This is a genomic window from Vibrio sp. A1-b2 (assembly GCF_021726015.1).
Lineage (GTDB): Bacteria > Pseudomonadota > Gammaproteobacteria > Enterobacterales > Vibrionaceae > Vibrio > Vibrio diazotrophicus.
The window spans coordinates 226,807-243,553 of the sequence record NZ_JAKKCI010000006.1 but is presented as its reverse complement, the minus strand read 5'-3'; the positions used below and the strand labels follow the sequence as shown (position 1 = coordinate 243,553).

Genomic DNA, 16,747 nt, shown 5'->3' with positions numbered 1-16,747 from the left:
GTCTTCAAGATGTAGGAGTACGCATGGAGTTCAGTGTTAAAAGTGGTAGCCCTGAAAAACAACGCAGTGCATGTATTGTTGTTGGGGTATTCGAACCACGTCGCCTTTCTCCAGTCGCAGAACAGCTCGATAAAATCAGCGACGGCTATATTAGTTCACTACTTCGTCGTGGTGACCTAGAAGGTAAACCAGGTCAGATGCTTCTTCTGCATCAAGTACCAGGTGTTCTTTCTGAGCGCGTATTACTAGTTGGTTGCGGTAAAGAGCGCGAACTAGGTGAGCGACAATACAAAGAAATCATCCAAAAAACCATCAGTACTTTGAACGAAACAGGTTCAATGGAAGCGGTGTGCTTTTTGACTGAGTTACACGTAAAAGGTCGTGATACTTACTGGAAAGTTCGTCAAGCTGTTGAAGCAACCAAAGACGGCCTATACACCTTTGATCAGTTCAAAACCATCAAGCCTGAAACTCGCCGTCCACTGCGTAAATTGGTATTTAACGTACCAACTCGTCGTGAATTAAGCCTAGGTGAACGCGCAATTTCTCACGGTTTGGCTGTTTCATCGGGTGTTAAAGCTTGTAAAGATTTGGGTAACATGCCGCCAAACGTAGCAAACCCAGCTTACTTAGCTTCTCAAGCACGTCGCCTTGCGGATGATTACCAAACCGTAACCACCAAGATTATTGGTGAAGAAGAGATGGAAAAACTGGGTATGAGTTCATACCTAGCGGTTGGTCGTGGTTCGAAAAACGAATCCATGATGTCCATCATTGAGTACAAGGGTAATCCTGACTCAGAAGCAAAACCGATCGTTCTTGTTGGTAAAGGTCTGACTTTCGATTCAGGCGGTATTTCTCTTAAACCAGGCGAAGGCATGGATGAGATGAAATACGACATGTGTGGTGCAGCTTCAGTATTCGGCACTATGAAAGCATTGGCGAAACTGAACCTACCACTAAACGTTATCGGTGTTCTGGCTGGCTGTGAAAACATGCCGGGTAGCAACGCTTACCGCCCTGGCGACATCCTAACAACCATGTCTGGTCAAACCGTTGAAGTACTGAACACAGATGCTGAAGGCCGTTTGGTTCTTTGTGATGCACTGACTTATGTTGAGCGCTTCGAACCAGACTGTGTTGTTGATGTAGCAACGCTAACTGGCGCATGTGTTATCGCATTGGGTCACCACATCAGTGGCGTGGTTTCTAACCACAACCCTCTAGCTCATGAACTTGTGAATGCTTCCGAGCAAGCAAGTGACCGTGCATGGCGTCTACCAATGGCTGACGAATACCACGAACAGCTAAAGAGCCCATTTGCTGACATGGCAAACATCGGTGGTCGCCCTGGTGGCGCAATTACCGCAGGTTGTTTCCTGTCTAAATTCGCTAAGAAATATAACTGGGCACACCTAGATATCGCTGGTACCGCTTGGAAATCTGGCGCAGCGAAAGGTTCAACGGGCCGTCCGGTCTCAATGCTTGTCCAATTCTTGCTAAACCGCAGTGGCCAAGAGACCGAGGAATAATCCTCATAGATAAAAAGGGCCGAAAGGCCCTTTTTTAGTAATACGGTTCGATATACAGAAACACTATGTCTACAGCAACGTTCTACATCGTCAAAGAAGATAGCCCGCAAAGCTCTGCACAAGGGTTCAATGATTACGTGGTTTATCTCTGCCAGCACTTTTCCCGTCAAGGCGCAAAAGTGTACCTACAATGTGGCGATAAAGCGCATGCCGAAAGAATTGCGGAATGTTTTTGGCAAGTGGAAGCGAATGATTTTGTTGCACATAATCTAGTGGGAGAAGGTCCGAAATACGGCACTCACATTGAAATTGGCCATGTAGGAGTGAAACCTTCTTGGAACCGCCAACTGGTAATAAATTTGGCCGATAATCATACAACCTTTGCGAACGCCTTCACAGAGGTGGTAGACTTCGTCCCCTGCGAAGAAAAAGCAAAACAATTGGCGCGTGAACGTTACAAAATGTACCGCCAAGCCGGTTATCAGTTGCAGACAATTGAAATCCAGTATCCTTAACACCAACTGGATAAGAACACATGTTCATCCTTATAGTTAAGCTCTCTTGCAAAAGAGAACTCACTTATAGCGATAGACTTAAATTAACCATCAAAGTATCCATTTAAGAGCACTATGGAAAAGACATACAACCCAACATCAATCGAACAAGATCTGTATAAGACTTGGGAAGAAAAAGGCTACTTTAAGCCTCACGGTGACACATCAAAAGACGCATACAGCATCATGATCCCGCCACCGAACGTCACTGGTAGCCTTCACATGGGTCACGCATTCCAAGATACCATTATGGATACCTTGATTCGTTGCCAACGCATGAAGGGCAAAAACACCCTTTGGCAAGTGGGTACTGACCACGCAGGTATCGCAACTCAAATGGTTGTTGAGCGTAAGATCGCTGCAGAAGAAGGCAAAACTAAGCACGATTACGGCCGTGATGCATTCATCGATAAAATTTGGGAATGGAAAAACGAGTCTGGTGGCACCATCACTAAGCAGCTTCGTCGCTTAGGTGCATCGGTTGACTGGGATCGTGAACGTTTCACTATGGATGACGGCTTCTACAAAGCGGTTCAGGAAGTGTTCGTTCGTCTATACAAAGATGATCTTATCTATCGTGGTAAACGTCTTGTTAACTGGGATCCAAAACTGCACACAGCAATTTCTGATCTTGAAGTTGAAAACAAAGATGTTAAAGGCAACATGTGGCACTTCCGCTACCCTCTAGCTGATGGTGTTAAGACTGCTGACGGTAAAGACTATATTGTTGTAGCAACCACTCGTCCAGAAACCATGCTTGGTGATACGGGTGTTGCGGTAAACCCAGAAGATCCTCGTTACAAAGATCTTATCGGTAAAGAAATTATCCTTCCTATCGTTGGTCGTCGCATCCTTATCGTGGGTGACGAGCACGCCGATATGGAAAAAGGTACAGGTTGTGTGAAAATCACACCTGCGCACGACTTCAACGACTATGAAGTTGGTAAGCGCCACCAGCTACCAATGATCAACATATTCACTTTTGATGCTAACGTGCGTAATGCTGCGGAAGTATTCAACTCAAACGGTGAAGCGAGCGAAGCATACAGCACAGAACTTCCGGCTAAATACCAAGGTATGGAGCGTTTTGCTGCACGTAAAGCTATCATTGCTGAATTTGAAGAGCTTGGCTTACTAGACGAAATCAAAGATCACGATCTAACTGTTCCTTACGGTGACCGTGGTGGTGTGGTTATCGAACCAATGCTGACAGACCAATGGTACGTGCGCGCAGGTATTCTTGCCAAGCCAGCGGTTGAAGCGGTTGAAAACGGAGACATTCAGTTCGTACCTAAGCAATACGAAAACATGTACTTCTCTTGGATGCGTGATATTCAAGACTGGTGTATCTCTCGCCAACTATGGTGGGGTCACCGTATCCCTGCTTGGTATGACGCTGAAGGCAACGTATACGTAGGTCGTACTGAAGAAGAAGTTCGCGCAGACAACAATATTCCTGCTGAAGTAGCACTAAACCAAGATGAAGACGTTCTGGATACTTGGTTCTCTTCTGCGCTTTGGACGTTCGGCACTCTTGGCTGGCCAGAGAAAACAGACGCACTGAAAGTATTCCACCCATCAGAAGTATTGGTGACAGGCTTTGACATCATCTTCTTCTGGGTTGCTCGTATGATCATGATGACCATGCACTTCATCAAAGATGAAGACGGCAAACCTCAAGTACCATTTAAGACTGTTTACGTTACCGGTCTAATTCGTGACGAAAACGGCGACAAGATGTCGAAATCGAAAGGTAACGTACTGGATCCTATCGATATGATCGATGGTATTGATCTTGAGTCACTAGTAACTAAGCGTACTGGTAACATGATGCAGCCGCAACTTGCTGCGAAGATCGAGAAAAACACACGTAAAACATTCGAAAACGGTATCGAACCATACGGTACTGACGCACTACGCTTTACTCTAGCAGCAATGGCTTCAACAGGTCGCGATATCAACTGGGATATGAAGCGTCTTGAAGGTTACCGCAACTTCTGTAACAAACTATGGAACGCAAGCCGTTACGTAATGATGAATACAGAAGAGCAAGATTGTGGTTTCGCAGCAGGTGCAGAGCTTGAATACTCTCTAGCGGATAAGTGGATCGAGTCTCAATTTGAACTAGCAGCAAAAGCGTTCAACGAGCACATCGACAACTACCGTCTAGATATGGCAGCAAACACGCTGTACGAATTCATCTGGAACCAATTCTGTGACTGGTACCTAGAGCTAACCAAACCTGTATTGTGGAAAGGTACTGAAGCACAGCAACGCGCAACACGTCGCACGCTAATCACAGTACTAGAGAAAACGCTTCGTCTGGCTCACCCAGTATTGCCATACATCACTGAAACTATCTGGCAAAGCATCAAGCCGCTAGTAGACGGTGTTGAAGGCGACACTATCATGCTACAGGCGCTACCTCAGTACGATGCTGCGAACTTCAACCAAGAAGCGCTAGATGATATCGAATGGGTGAAAACCTTTATTACTGCGATTCGTAACCTACGTGCAGAGTACGACATCAACCCAGGTAAACCACTTGAAGTGATGTTGAAAGTTGCTAACGAGCAAGATGCTGCGCGTCTTGAAGCGAACAAACAAGTACTGGTTTCTCTAGCGAAACTGGAAAGTGTTCGCGTGCTTGCAGCGGGTGAAACCACACCTGCATGTGCAACGGCACTGGTAGCGAAATCTGAGCTGATGATCCCAATGGCTGGTCTAATCGATAAAGATGCAGAATTGGCTCGTCTAGCGAAAGAAGTGGCGAAAACCGAAGGCGAAATCAAACGCATCGAAGGTAAGCTAGGTAACGAAGGCTTCGTTGCTAAAGCGCCTGAAGCAGTTATCGCGAAAGAGCGTGAAAAGCTTGAAGGTTACAAAGACACTCTAGCGAAGTTAGAAGAGCAGAAAGCAACAATTGCTGCGCTTTAATCTAAGCTAACAACCAAACTAAAAAGGCAGCCTAGGCTGCCTTTTGTTTCTCTGGTAACGATATCAAACCACTCTGTTTTGCTCTTTGCCAGCCACAAACGCTTCAATGTTGCTGATCAGAATCTGTGCAAGCTGGCTGATTGCGGAATCACTGCCCCACGCGACATGAGGGGTCAGTAGCAAGTTTGGCAGATCCATATTCGCTAACAGCGGATTATCAATATCGGCAGGCTCTTGGGTAAAGACATCCACGCCTGCCCCTGCAATTTGACGCTTCTTCAGCGCATCCACCAGCGCAATTTCATCAACCAATCCACCACGACCAGTATTAATAAGAATCGCGTTAGGCTTCATCAGGGCAAATTCTTGCTCAGCAACCATATTGCGCGTCTCTTCACTTAACGGGCAATGCAGTGATATCACATCCGCCTGCTTTAAAACCGTTTCAAATGGCAGGTAGCCATCTCGGCATTCTGCTGTACCTTTACGCTCTGCAAATACAACATTCATACCCAAGGCTTTAGCCAACTCAGCCGTTGCTCGACCTAAGGCTCCACCACCAATAATGCCCATTGTTGAGCCCGCAATATCACCAATAGGATGGGTAAAGAAACAGAACTGCTTATTACGCTGCCATTCTCCAGCAGCAATATCATGGTGATAGCCCATCAGATTACGACGAAGGGCAAACATCATTCCAATGACATGCTCTGGTACAGAACGAGTGGCATATCCTTGAACATTACTAACCGCGATGTTGTTGGCTCGGCAATGCTCAAGATCTACGTTATTCACACCTGTGGCTGAAACCGCAATCAGCTTAATATTTGGCAGCTGCGCCAATACATCACCAGTGAGGACGACTTTGTTAGTTATAACGATATCTGCGTTGTAAATGCGCTCAAATACCTGTTCTGGGCTGGTAAAGTCGTATTCTTGCCACTCATGTTCTACGGTAAGGCGAGGTAACTCGATATGCTTGGGAATGGTTGCACGATCTAGGAAGACAATTTTTGGGGCTGACATAGTTTCTCCTTTATTACCCTTTCTCGTTGAACTGCAGCAATCGAGCCTGCAACGCCAACGAGTTAGGGTAGCTACCTAGATTCAAGTTTTAGGTAGCGTTTTATAATCCGGCAATTTTCTCTCAGGATCGAAGTGCTGCAAAATTTCTTCCTGTGCTTCGGGATAAAAGTCACAAGGTACAAAAATACTTCGTAGCCAGTGGCTGCGAGGGTGATAGAAACTCAACTCAGCAGCGTGTAGCTCCAAGCGGTCGGTATAATCAATGGCTTCTTGAGGCGCGTAAAACTCGTCGCCAACAATAGGGTGACCTAATGCCATCATATGAACGCGCAATTGATGAGAACGACCAGTGATAGGAAGCAAACGCACAACTGTGGTTTTTTCTTCACGCTTAACCACATGGAACATAGTTTGTGACGGTTTACCATTTTCAAAGCAAACCATCTGTTTAGGACGATTTGGCCAGTCGCAAATTAATGGAAGGTCAATCATACCTTCGTCCTGCTCAACAATACCCCACACGCGGGCATAATAGATTTTATGCGTAAGGCGATATTGGAACTGCTTTTTCAATGCCGATTCCATATAGGTGTTTTTGCCAAACAGCATCAAACCGGATGTCGACATATCTAAACGATGTACGACTTTCACGTCTGGGTATTGTTCAACTAGGCGACTCCACATGCTGTCATAGTGCTCTTCCAGTCTCCCCGGAACAGACAGCAATCCAGACGGTTTATTAACCGCAATAATGTAGTCATCCTCATATACCACATCAATCCACGGATCCCTTGGTGGGTGGTACTCAGTCATCGCCATGAAAGTCATCTCAAATAAAAAAATCGCCGCATTATAGCAGCTAAACAGCCCACTGTTAGCTGCAAAATGGAGTAACAATTTTCACGCAAGATATCTCACCCATACGGAATCCGAAAAAAGATCAGAATGATTTGTAAATATAAATTGACACAATAAGCAACTATGATATTGATGTGTAGTATTGACATTAAAGTCATCCTGACCGGTTCAGCTGGCAGGCTATAAAAAATATTGAACACAACATCATAATTCGAAGGAATAACAAGAATGGAAAACGCCGTATCATATCCATCAGAACAACGGCTATCTTTATCTCAATTACTACGCTCTTTAGGGCCTGGGATAATGATGGCTGCAGCGGCTGTTGGTGGCTCACATCTCGTTGCATCAACCAAAGCTGGCGCTATTTATGGCTGGCAATTAGCGATACTGATTCTGCTGGTAAACTTATTTAAATACCCATTTTTTAAAGCAGGTGTTCAGTACACCATGGGCACAGGTGAAAGCCTTGTCGAAGGTTATGCAAAGCTCGGTAAACCTTACCTATGGGTATTCACAATCCTTGCTGTATTCTCCGCAGTAGTAAACACAGCAGCACTTCTGATGTTCAGCGCGAGTTTACTTGGCTACTTCGTACCGTTTGATCTTTCGCTTCCTGTGTTATGCGGCATTGTATTAGTCACCTGCTTAGTGATTCTATTTGCTGGTCATTACAAGGCTTTGGACACGTTATCTAAAGTGATCATGGCAGTGCTGACCATTGCAACATTGCTGGCTGTCGTTATTGCGGCGGCAAACGCTGCACCAGTAAGCTCTGTAGCCGCAGAAACACCTTCTCCATGGACGATCGCTGCGATTGGTTTCCTAGTAGTAACAATGGGTTGGATGCCTGCACCTATTGAAATATCTAGCCTGACTTCTGTATGGCTAAAATCTCAATGCCGCCATCAAAAAGTAACAGCTCAATCTGCATTGTTTGACTTCAATGTTGGTTATATCGGTACAGCAATTCTAGCGATAGTTTTCCTAGCATTGGGTGCATTGGTATTGAACGGTACAGGTGTGGAACTATCAAAATCAGGTATTGGTTTCTCGCATCAGCTTGTGGGTCTTTACGCGTCAACCATCGGTGAATGGTCTCGCTACCTAATCGCGGTTATCGCCTTCTTCTGTATCTTCGGTAGTACGATTACGGTTATTGATGGCTACTCACGTGTAATCGCAGAATCACAACGCTTGATCAAAGAAGACAAAGAGCAAAACCCGAAAGTACTTCAAACTTGGATGATTGTGGTTTCTGCAGCTTCGTTAGCAATTATTGTGTTCTACGCGTCAGCGCTATTACCAATGCTGGACTTCGCTATGGTCATGGCGTTTATGACGACACCAATTTTCGCTCTACTGAACTACATCCTAGTCACTAAAACTGTACTGCCAAAAGAGCTAGCGGTTGGTCCGAAACTGAAAGCACTGTCTATCCTAGGTCTGGTGTACTTGTTTGGTTTCCTAGCACTGTTCATCTGGTGGAAGTGGATTATGTAATTTAGCCTGCGCCTTGAATTTCAAGTCGTTTGGATGTACCAATAGATAAACAAAAGGCCTTCAGATGAAGGCCTTTTTACTATTTAGTGTTTTACTACTCAGCTTTTTACTACTGAAAATGCTGCTTAGTTGTGTGCAACCACAATCAGACGAAGCGAATCTAGCTGATATTGCGCTTGTGTGATGTAGCCAGAAAGCTCATTAACTTGCTGCTCTATGACTTCAATCTCTTCATCACGAATGTTCGGGTTGACCGCTTTCAGCGCCTGCAAACGCTCTAGTTCAGAGTTTAAGCTGTGCTCCATCTCTTTCTGTGCTTGTTCACGAATCGCTTTCACTTCTTCAACAGCAAAAACTTCACTTGCTGTGATCAGGCGATGTACATCGTTTTGTACACTGCTAACCAGTTTGCTCGCCAAATGACGATTCACAGGGCTTAACTGACGGTTAAAGCCTTCAAACTCAACTTGGCTTGAAAGGTTATTACCACGAGCATCCAATAGAATACGAATCGGTGTTTGCGGTAAGAAACGAGAAATGCCGCTGCGCTTAGGTGCTTGAGCATCCACTAGGTACACCAGCTCCAACAAAATCGTACCTACTGGCAAAGATTTGTTCTTCAGCAGAGATACCGCAGACGTACCCACACCTTCACTCATCAGCAGATCAATACCACCTTGGATCATTGGGTGTTCCCAACTGATAAAGTGCATATCTTCACGCGACAAAGCAGTATCGCGATCAAAAGTGATCGTCGCGCCCTCGTAAGGTAAACCTGGATAGCTTGGCACCATCATATGTTCGGATGGCGTCACAACAAGCGCATTTTCACCGTGGTCATCTTGGTTCAAACCAATGGTATCAAACAGGCTTAAAGCAAAAGTCACTAGGTTAGTATCACCGTCTGTCGAAGCAATCTTCTCTGCGATTTCCAACGCTTTTTCACCGCCATTCGAATGCATTTCTAGCAGACGATCGCGCCCATGCTCTAATTGAGATTTTAGCGTTTTGTTCATCTTTGCTGACTCTTCGATGATCTCTTCCAGATCATCACCGCCACCAGCAGCCAACACAGGAACTAAGCGTGATACAAATGCATCATAAACCGCTCGACCCGTCGGACAAGTTTCAGCAAAAGCATTCAGACCTTCATCGTACCAACGAGCCAGAATGCCTTGAGATGTGCCTTCAAGATAAGGAACAAAAATATCAATGTCGCGCTGTTGACCAATACGATCCAAACGACCAATACGTTGCTCAAGCAAGTCAGGGTTAAATGGCAAATCAAACATCACCAGCTGACTAGCAAACTGGAAGTTACGACCTTCAGAGCCGATTTCGCTACAGATAAGAACCTGAGCCCCACCCTCTTCCTGTGCAAAATACGCAGCCGCTTTATCTCGCTCAATGATCGACATTCCTTCATGGAATACCGTTGCGCGGATGCCTTCGCGTTCACGAAGCGCTTGCTCTAGTTGCAATGCGGTACTCGCGCGTGAAGCAATCACTAGGATCTTCTCGCTGCGTTTTTCTTTTACTTTTTCAATCAGCCAGTTCACACGTGAATCAAACTGCCACCAGCTTGAGTTCTCACCTTCAAACTCTTGGAAGATCTCTTCTGGATAAAGCATTTTCATCGCGCGAGCTTCAGGAGTGATCTTGCCGCCAATCAGTCCAGACACACGCATAGACGTTTCATACTGAGATGGAATTTGCATCGGCATCAAATGCACATTACGCGTTGGGAAACCTTTCACCGCTGCACGTGTATTTCTAAACAGAACACGCCCCGTTCCGTGACGATCCATTAAGTTATCAACCAACTCTTGGCTGGCAGAAGCTTTCTCTTCATCGCTTGCCTGACTTTCCAGAACGCGGAATAGCGGTTCTACGTCTTGTTCAGATAGCAGTTCGGTGATTTGGTTTTTCGCTTCATCACTGAGCTTTTGCCCTGAAAGCAGTGCGCTTACCGCATCGGCAACAGGCGCATACTGCTCTTCTTCTTGAACAAAAGCGTCATAATCGTAAAAACGGTCAGAATCCAGCAGACGTAGACGTGCAAAGTGACTCTCACGACCAAGCTGCTCAGGTGTTGCGGTTAGAAGAAGCACACCCGGTGTACGTTCAGCTAAACCTTCAATTACCTGATATTCACGGCTTGGGTTATCCTGAGACCACTCAAGGTGGTGCGCTTCATCGACAACCAGTAAATCCCACTCAGCTTCTAATGCTTGTTCAAAACGCTGACGGCTCTTACGTAAAAAGCCCAACGAACATAATACGTATTGTTGCGTTTCGAATGGGTTGTCAGCTTCCGCGAAAGCTTCAACGCAACGCTCTTCATCAAAGATAGAGAAATGCAGGTTAAAGCGGCGCATCATCTCTACCAGCCATTGGTGCTGCAGTGTTTCAGGAACCACAATCAGAATGCGTTCCGCGCGACCAGAAAGTACCTGTTGGTGGGTGATCATGCCTGCTTCGATGGTTTTACCCAAACCCACCTCATCAGCCAACAAAACACGCGGCGCATAGCGGCGACCCACTTCATGAGCAATATAAAGCTGGTGAGGAATCAAACCTGCACGCATACCACACAAGCCACGCATTGGGCTCTTGTGTTGCTGAAATTGGTTAGTCAAAGAACGGTAGCGCAACACGAAGTTATCCATGCGATCAATCTGACCTGCGAACAACTTGTCTTGTGGCTTGTTGAATCGAATTTGGTTGCTCAGGAAGATTTCACGTAGAGCCACACCTGACTCTTGCGAATCTTCACGAGTTCCGAGGTAGGTAAGCAAGCCCTGATCTTCAACCACTTGCTCAACTTTGAGTGACCAGCCTTCTTGGCTATCAATAACGTCGCCGACATTAAATGTCACTCGTGTTACCGGAGCGTCATTGCGAGCGTACACTCGGTTTTCTTCTGACGCTGCAAACATAAGAGTAACAGTTCGCGCATCCATTGCTACGACGGTACCTAAACCTAAATCGCTTTCCGTATCGCTAATCCAGCGTTGCCCCAAAGCAAAAGTCATTAATCGACTACCTCATCAATTTGGATTGGATAATTATAAGTAGAAATCTGCCGCATAGAGAATTCAGCTCCTAATTATGATCGCTTTAGGAGGGTGCAGCAGAAAAAGGTCGCTAATCTTACTTGATGGCGTGATACAGGTCACGTTGATTCCCAGCATTTTTTCTTCAAATGTCAGATGACATCAAACTGTAAGAAACCAGTGGCATTTCTTAGATAAGACGTTGCTATACTCAACTCAGATAAACAGATAAAACCGAGTGAAAATTTGGCACAAAGTCTGCTTATCAAAACAGTGAGTATCAACTCGGGTTTGCAGTAAGTCGCAATAGATCGAAAGCCTACCCAAAGCGTACGATTCGTTGCGACCTCTGGCTGCAGACATCCTCTGATAGCAAGCTATGCGATAGCAAGGAGACGCTTATGGGCGATACCGATCGGAAACTGTTTGTACTGGATACCAATATCCTACTTCATGAACCTCTAGCCATTTACTCCTTCCAAGAACATGATGTGGTCATCCCCATGACCGTCCTCGAAGAGCTCGACCGAATCAAAGACAGCAAACGCGACGTTGCGCGTGATGCTCGTGTGGCGATTCGTGCGTTAGAGAATTTGTTTCACGATGCAACACCAGATGAGATATCAGAAGGGATCCCTTTTACCAAACAAAGCAGTGCGACCGGCACCATTTCAATCTTAGCCGACTATGATGTCCACGAAAGCGTAAAAGCTTTCACCGACAAAGAAGGCGACAACCGTATACTTAACGCTGTGCTCCACTTGCAGAACAAACGTGCTCCTCGCTCGGTTGTGCTGATCACCAAAGACATCAACATGCGTCTGCGTGCCAAAGGCGCTGGCGTACGTTATGTTGAAGACTATCGTACCGACCAACTGATCGATGACGTCCAGTACCTCACCAAAGGTTTCCAAACTCGACCGGGAAACTTCTGGGATGACATTGAGAATGTAGATAGTTATGCACTCGAAGGCAAAACCTACCACAAACTCGACCGTGAACCATTTGAACCCACTTACATCAACCAATATGTGATTGACGAAGAGAGTGATTTTGCTGCGCGAGTAGAAACCATCTCAGAAGACAAAATTACCCTGCGAGACCTGAGCCGAGAGCGCATGATGCACCGCAAAGCTTGGGATATCACACCAAAGAATATCTATCAGGCCATGGCGTTAGATGCTCTACTCGACCCTGAAATTGATTTGGTAATTCTCACCGGTGCTGCCGGTAGTGGTAAAACCTTGCTCGCGATGGCGGCAGCACTAGAGCAAACCGTAGAGAAAAAGATGTTCGATAAGATCATCGTCACTCGTAACACACCAGATATCGGTGAGTCTATTGGTTTCCTTCCGGGTACGGAAGAAGAAAAAATGATGCCTTGGCTGGCAGCCGTTACAGATACACTGGAAGCTCTACATAAGAACGACCACTGCACTGAAGGCTCTTTGAAATACATCGTCGATAAGGCCAATATTCAGTTCAAATCGATTAACTTTATGCGTGGACGCTCAATACAAGACGCCTTTGTGTTGCTTGATGAGTGTCAGAACCTGACGGCTTCACAAATCAAAACCATCATCACACGCTGTGGTGAAGGCACCAAGATTGTGTGTTCAGGTAACCTTGCACAGATCGATTCACCATACCTAACTCCTGTTACATCTGGTTTAACCTATATGGTTGAGCGCTTCAAAAACTTTGAAGGCAGCGCCAACATCCATCTCAACGGTGTGGTTCGCAGTCGCTTGGCTGAATTCGCCGAAGAGAATTTATAAGCACATTTGGCGAGATGTTAAGCACATCTCGCCTTTTATTTAAAATAATTATTCACTTTCATAGCATTTCTATGTTTAACTAGCCCTACTCGTTATTTGTATTTAAGGACTGAGTCATGGCTTTCAATTTACGTCACCGCAATTATCTAAAACTGCTTGATTTTACGCAGAAAGAAATCCAATTCTTACTGGATCTCTCTGCTGATTTAAAACGAGCAAAAAAAGCGGGCACTGAGCAAAAAAAACTAATCGGTAAAAACATCGCGCTCATTTTTGAAAAAGCCTCTACTCGTACCCGCTGTGCCTTTGAAGTGGCCGCTTTTGATCAAGGCGCACAGGTCAGCTACCTTGGCCCTTCAGGCTCGCAAATTGGCGACAAAGAATCGATGAAAGATACCGCACGCGTATTGGGCCGTATGTACGATGGCATTCAATATCGCGGCTTCGGCCAGGAAATAGTAGAAGAATTGGGTAAATATGCTGGCGTACCAGTCTGGAACGGCTTAACTGATGAATTTCACCCAACTCAAATTCTGGCAGACTTCTTAACCATGCAAGAATACTCTCGCGGCAAACCACTCAGCGAAGTTAAGTTCGCTTACCTAGGAGATGCCCGTAACAACATGGGTAATTCCCTCATGGTTGGCGCGGCGAAGATGGGTATGGATATCCGCTTGGTTGCACCAAAAGCGTACTGGCCGGATGCCGAGTTGGTGCAAACATGCCAAGAATTAGCCAAAGAGAGCGGCGCAAAAATCACCCTCACGGAAAATGTTGCGGAGGGCGTCACAGGTTGTGATTTTCTTTACACCGACGTTTGGGTCTCTATGGGTGAAGCACCAGAAGCTTGGGATGAGCGTGTTGCTCTAATGAAGCCTTATCAGGTCAATATGGATGTGATCAAAGCCACTGGTAACCCACATGTGAAGTTCATGCACTGCTTACCAGCGTTCCATAACGATGAAACCACTATTGGTAAGCAAGTGGCTGAAAAGTTTGGTATGAAAGGCTTGGAAGTGACAGAAGATGTGTTTGAATCCGACTATTCAATTGTGTTTGATGAAGCAGAAAACCGCATGCACACCATTAAAGCAGTGATGGTTGCAACGCTGGGCGATTAGCGAGGAGATAAATTACGTAATCGCTTGCGTCACTAAAAACAAAGCGTATAATTCCCAGCAATTTGTCTAGGGGGGCCCAATGAAATTGATGCATATTGACTATCGTGCAGCTAAAAATTTCGGTAAGCAATTACGCTTACAGGGTAAACTGTTTTCCCCCGTTGTTGAATTTTAAAGCCTCCCTTATTGGGGGGCTTTTTTGTACCAATACCGATAATTAGATATTCAAAATATTGCGCAGATAAAATCACTGAGAGCAAGGCAGAATTTGTGTAACTAGTCATGCTAATTACACAAATTCTAACGTAGCTATCGGTGATTTTAGCAAGTAAGAATGATTAGATAATTGTTGGTATTGGTACCGTCACTTTAAGAAAATGATAGGGAAGAAGATCATGGCTAACTCGCTTTATAAAAAGCACATCATCTCCATTTCTGAGCTTTCAAGACAAGAATTGGAATTGATTGTTCAAACTGCCGGCCAGCTTAAAGCTGAACCAAAACCTGAGCTGATAAAGAACAAAGTCGTTGCAAGCTGTTTCTTTGAGCCGTCGACTCGTACGCGCTTATCATTTGAGACGGCGATTCAGCGTATCGGTGGCAGCGTCATTGGCTTTGATAATGGCGGTAACACCTCGTTAGCAAACAAAGGGGAAACACTGGCGGATTCCGTTCAGATTATTACCTCTTATGTGGATGCGTTTGTTATGCGTCACCCACAAGAAGGTGCAGCACGTCTTGCTTCTGAGTTTTCGAATGGCGTTCCTGTCATCAATGCGGGCGACGGTTCAAACCAACACCCGACTCAAACTCTTCTCGATTTGTTTACTCTGTATGAAACTCAAGGTCGACTAGACAATCTGAACGTTGCTTTTGTCGGTGACTTAAAATACGGACGCACCGTGCATTCACTTGCTCAAGCTTTGGCTAAGTTTGATAACAACCGTTTCTTCTTTGTTGCTCCAGACGCATTAGCAATGCCTGATTACATCTGTGAAGAACTGGATGAAGCGGGTGTGGAATACAGCTTACACAGTGATATGGAAAGCGTGATCCCAGAACTCGATATCCTGTACATGACTCGCGTACAGAAAGAACGTTTTGACCCATCTGAATACTTACATATTAAGTCAGCTTTCGTTCTGACCGCTTCTATGCTTGAAAATGCCCGTGAAAATATGAAGGTTCTTCACCCGCTTCCTCGTGTTGACGAAATCACTACCGACGTTGATAAAACACCTCACGCTTACTTCTTCCAGCAAGCGAACAACGGTGTTTATGCACGTGAAGCACTGTTAGCCCTAGTTTTAAACGAATCACTGTAATCGGAGACTGTCATGAGTAAAGAAACCAAACTACAAGTCGAAGCCATCAAAAACGGCACAGTGATTGACCATATTCCGGCACAAGTGGGCATCAAAGTTCTCAAACTGTTTGATATGCACAATACCCAGCAGCGAGTGACTATTGGTTTAAATTTGCCATCGTCTGCTCTTGGGCATAAAGATCTGCTAAAGATTGAAAACGTGTTCATCAACGAAGAACAAGCGAACAAGCTTGCACTTTACGCTCCACACGCAACGGTAAACCAAATCGAAAACTACGAAGTGGTGAAAAAGCTTGCTCTGGAGCTGCCTGAGAAGATCAACAGCGTGTTTGCTTGTCCAAACAGCAACTGTATTTCTCACGATGAACCTGTAGAAAGCAGCTTCCGTATTGTCGAAAAAAATAACGATATTCGCCTGAAATGTAAGTACTGTGAGAAAGTGTTCTCCCGCGAAATCGTGACCGAACGCGAGAGCTAATCAAGGCTTTACGTTCTAGGGTATAAAAGGCAAACTGCTAGGGTCTGTTATTTGAGTGTTGATCGCACCGCAAGTAAACAGACCTTTTTAATTCGAATAATGAATGGAATAAGAACCATGACAAAAGTTTTGCACACAGAATCTGCTCCAGCGGCAATTGGTCCATACATTCAAGGTGTTGACCTTGGCAATATGGTTTTAACTTCTGGTCAAATCCCAGTAAACCCAGTAACTGGTGAAGTTTCTGACGATATCGCAGTCCAAGCGCGTCAATCTCTAGACAACGTAAAAGCTGTGGTTGAAGCTTCTGGCTTAACTGTTGGCGATATCGTAAAAATGACTGTATTCGTAAAAGACCTAAACGACTTCGGTACAGTGAACGAAGTTTACGGTAAATTCTTTGACGAGCACAATGTCGCTCACTACCCAGCACGTTCATGTGTGGAAGTGGCACGCCTACCAAAAGATGTAGGTATCGAAATCGAAGCGATTGCTGTTCGTAAATAATTTGATTTGAGCAATCAGAGCTGCTCTATAGCGTATGATTGAACAAACAAAAAGGGTTGCCTCAGCAACC

General features: G+C 45.3%; 12 protein-coding genes. 9 read left to right on the top strand and 3 right to left on the bottom strand.

Going from position 1 to position 16,747, the window contains the following annotated elements; all coding sequences use genetic code 11:
* Positions 1–23: 23 nt before the first annotated feature.
* The 3 genes from pepA (at position 24) to L3V23_RS14885 (ending at position 5,023) form a co-directional block, all read left to right on the top strand.
* The gene (pepA, locus tag L3V23_RS14895) at positions 24–1,532 is read left to right on the top strand and encodes a leucyl aminopeptidase (RefSeq protein WP_042485404.1); all 1,509 of its coding nucleotides are present in this window, start codon (positions 24–26) and stop codon (positions 1,530–1,532) included.
* A gap of 65 nt (positions 1,533–1,597) precedes the next feature.
* Entirely contained in the window at positions 1,598–2,047 is a 450-nt protein-coding gene (locus L3V23_RS14890; protein WP_102966272.1) for a DNA polymerase III subunit chi, read from the top strand.
* 114 nt (positions 2,048–2,161) lie between these two features.
* A complete protein-coding gene (locus L3V23_RS14885) occupies positions 2,162–5,023 on the top strand; it encodes a valine--tRNA ligase (protein ID WP_237292443.1) in 2,862 nt (953 codons plus the stop codon).
* A 63-nt stretch (positions 5,024–5,086) separates the two neighbouring features.
* Here L3V23_RS14885 and L3V23_RS14880 read toward each other — a convergent pair whose 3' ends face one another.
* Positions 5,087–6,049, bottom strand: coding sequence for a D-2-hydroxyacid dehydrogenase (locus tag L3V23_RS14880; protein ID WP_102954031.1), 963 nt, complete (start codon positions 6,047–6,049; stop codon positions 5,087–5,089).
* A gap of 81 nt (positions 6,050–6,130) precedes the next feature.
* Positions 6,131–6,868 (bottom strand): pseudouridine synthase, encoded by a 738-nt coding sequence (locus L3V23_RS14875; protein WP_102954030.1) that lies wholly within the window; start codon positions 6,866–6,868, stop codon positions 6,131–6,133.
* Between the two features lie 267 nt (positions 6,869–7,135).
* Between L3V23_RS14875 and L3V23_RS14870 the strand changes: the two genes are divergently transcribed.
* Positions 7,136–8,410: an Nramp family divalent metal transporter gene (locus L3V23_RS14870; protein WP_042485388.1), complete on the top strand. Its 1,275-nt coding sequence runs from the start codon at positions 7,136–7,138 to the stop codon at positions 8,408–8,410.
* 125 nt (positions 8,411–8,535) lie between these two features.
* On the opposite strand, the gene rapA is transcribed toward L3V23_RS14870, so the two are convergent.
* Positions 8,536–11,445, bottom strand: coding sequence for an RNA polymerase-associated protein RapA (rapA, locus tag L3V23_RS14865; RefSeq protein ID WP_102966275.1), 2,910 nt, complete (start codon positions 11,443–11,445; stop codon positions 8,536–8,538).
* Positions 11,446–11,867: 422 nt separating this feature from the next.
* Here rapA and L3V23_RS14860 point away from each other — a divergent pair, with 422 nt between their 5' ends.
* From L3V23_RS14860 to L3V23_RS14840, 5 genes are all read left to right on the top strand, one after another.
* On the top strand, positions 11,868–13,244 hold the full coding sequence (locus tag L3V23_RS14860; protein WP_042485383.1) for a PhoH family protein: 1,377 nt from the start codon (positions 11,868–11,870) through the stop codon (positions 13,242–13,244).
* 116 nt (positions 13,245–13,360) lie between these two features.
* Entirely contained in the window at positions 13,361–14,365 is a 1,005-nt protein-coding gene (argF, locus tag L3V23_RS14855; RefSeq protein WP_042485381.1) for an ornithine carbamoyltransferase, read from the top strand.
* A gap of 395 nt (positions 14,366–14,760) precedes the next feature.
* Positions 14,761–15,690, top strand: a complete 930-nt coding sequence (gene pyrB / locus L3V23_RS14850) for an aspartate carbamoyltransferase (protein WP_042485378.1) — start codon at positions 14,761–14,763, stop codon at positions 15,688–15,690.
* Between the two features lie 12 nt (positions 15,691–15,702).
* Complete coding sequence (pyrI, locus tag L3V23_RS14845) at positions 15,703–16,170, top strand: aspartate carbamoyltransferase regulatory subunit (protein WP_237292441.1); 468 nt, start codon at positions 15,703–15,705, stop codon at positions 16,168–16,170.
* A gap of 117 nt (positions 16,171–16,287) precedes the next feature.
* Entirely contained in the window at positions 16,288–16,677 is a 390-nt protein-coding gene (locus L3V23_RS14840) for a RidA family protein (RefSeq protein WP_042485372.1), read from the top strand.
* The last annotated feature ends 70 nt before the right edge of the window (positions 16,678–16,747 follow it).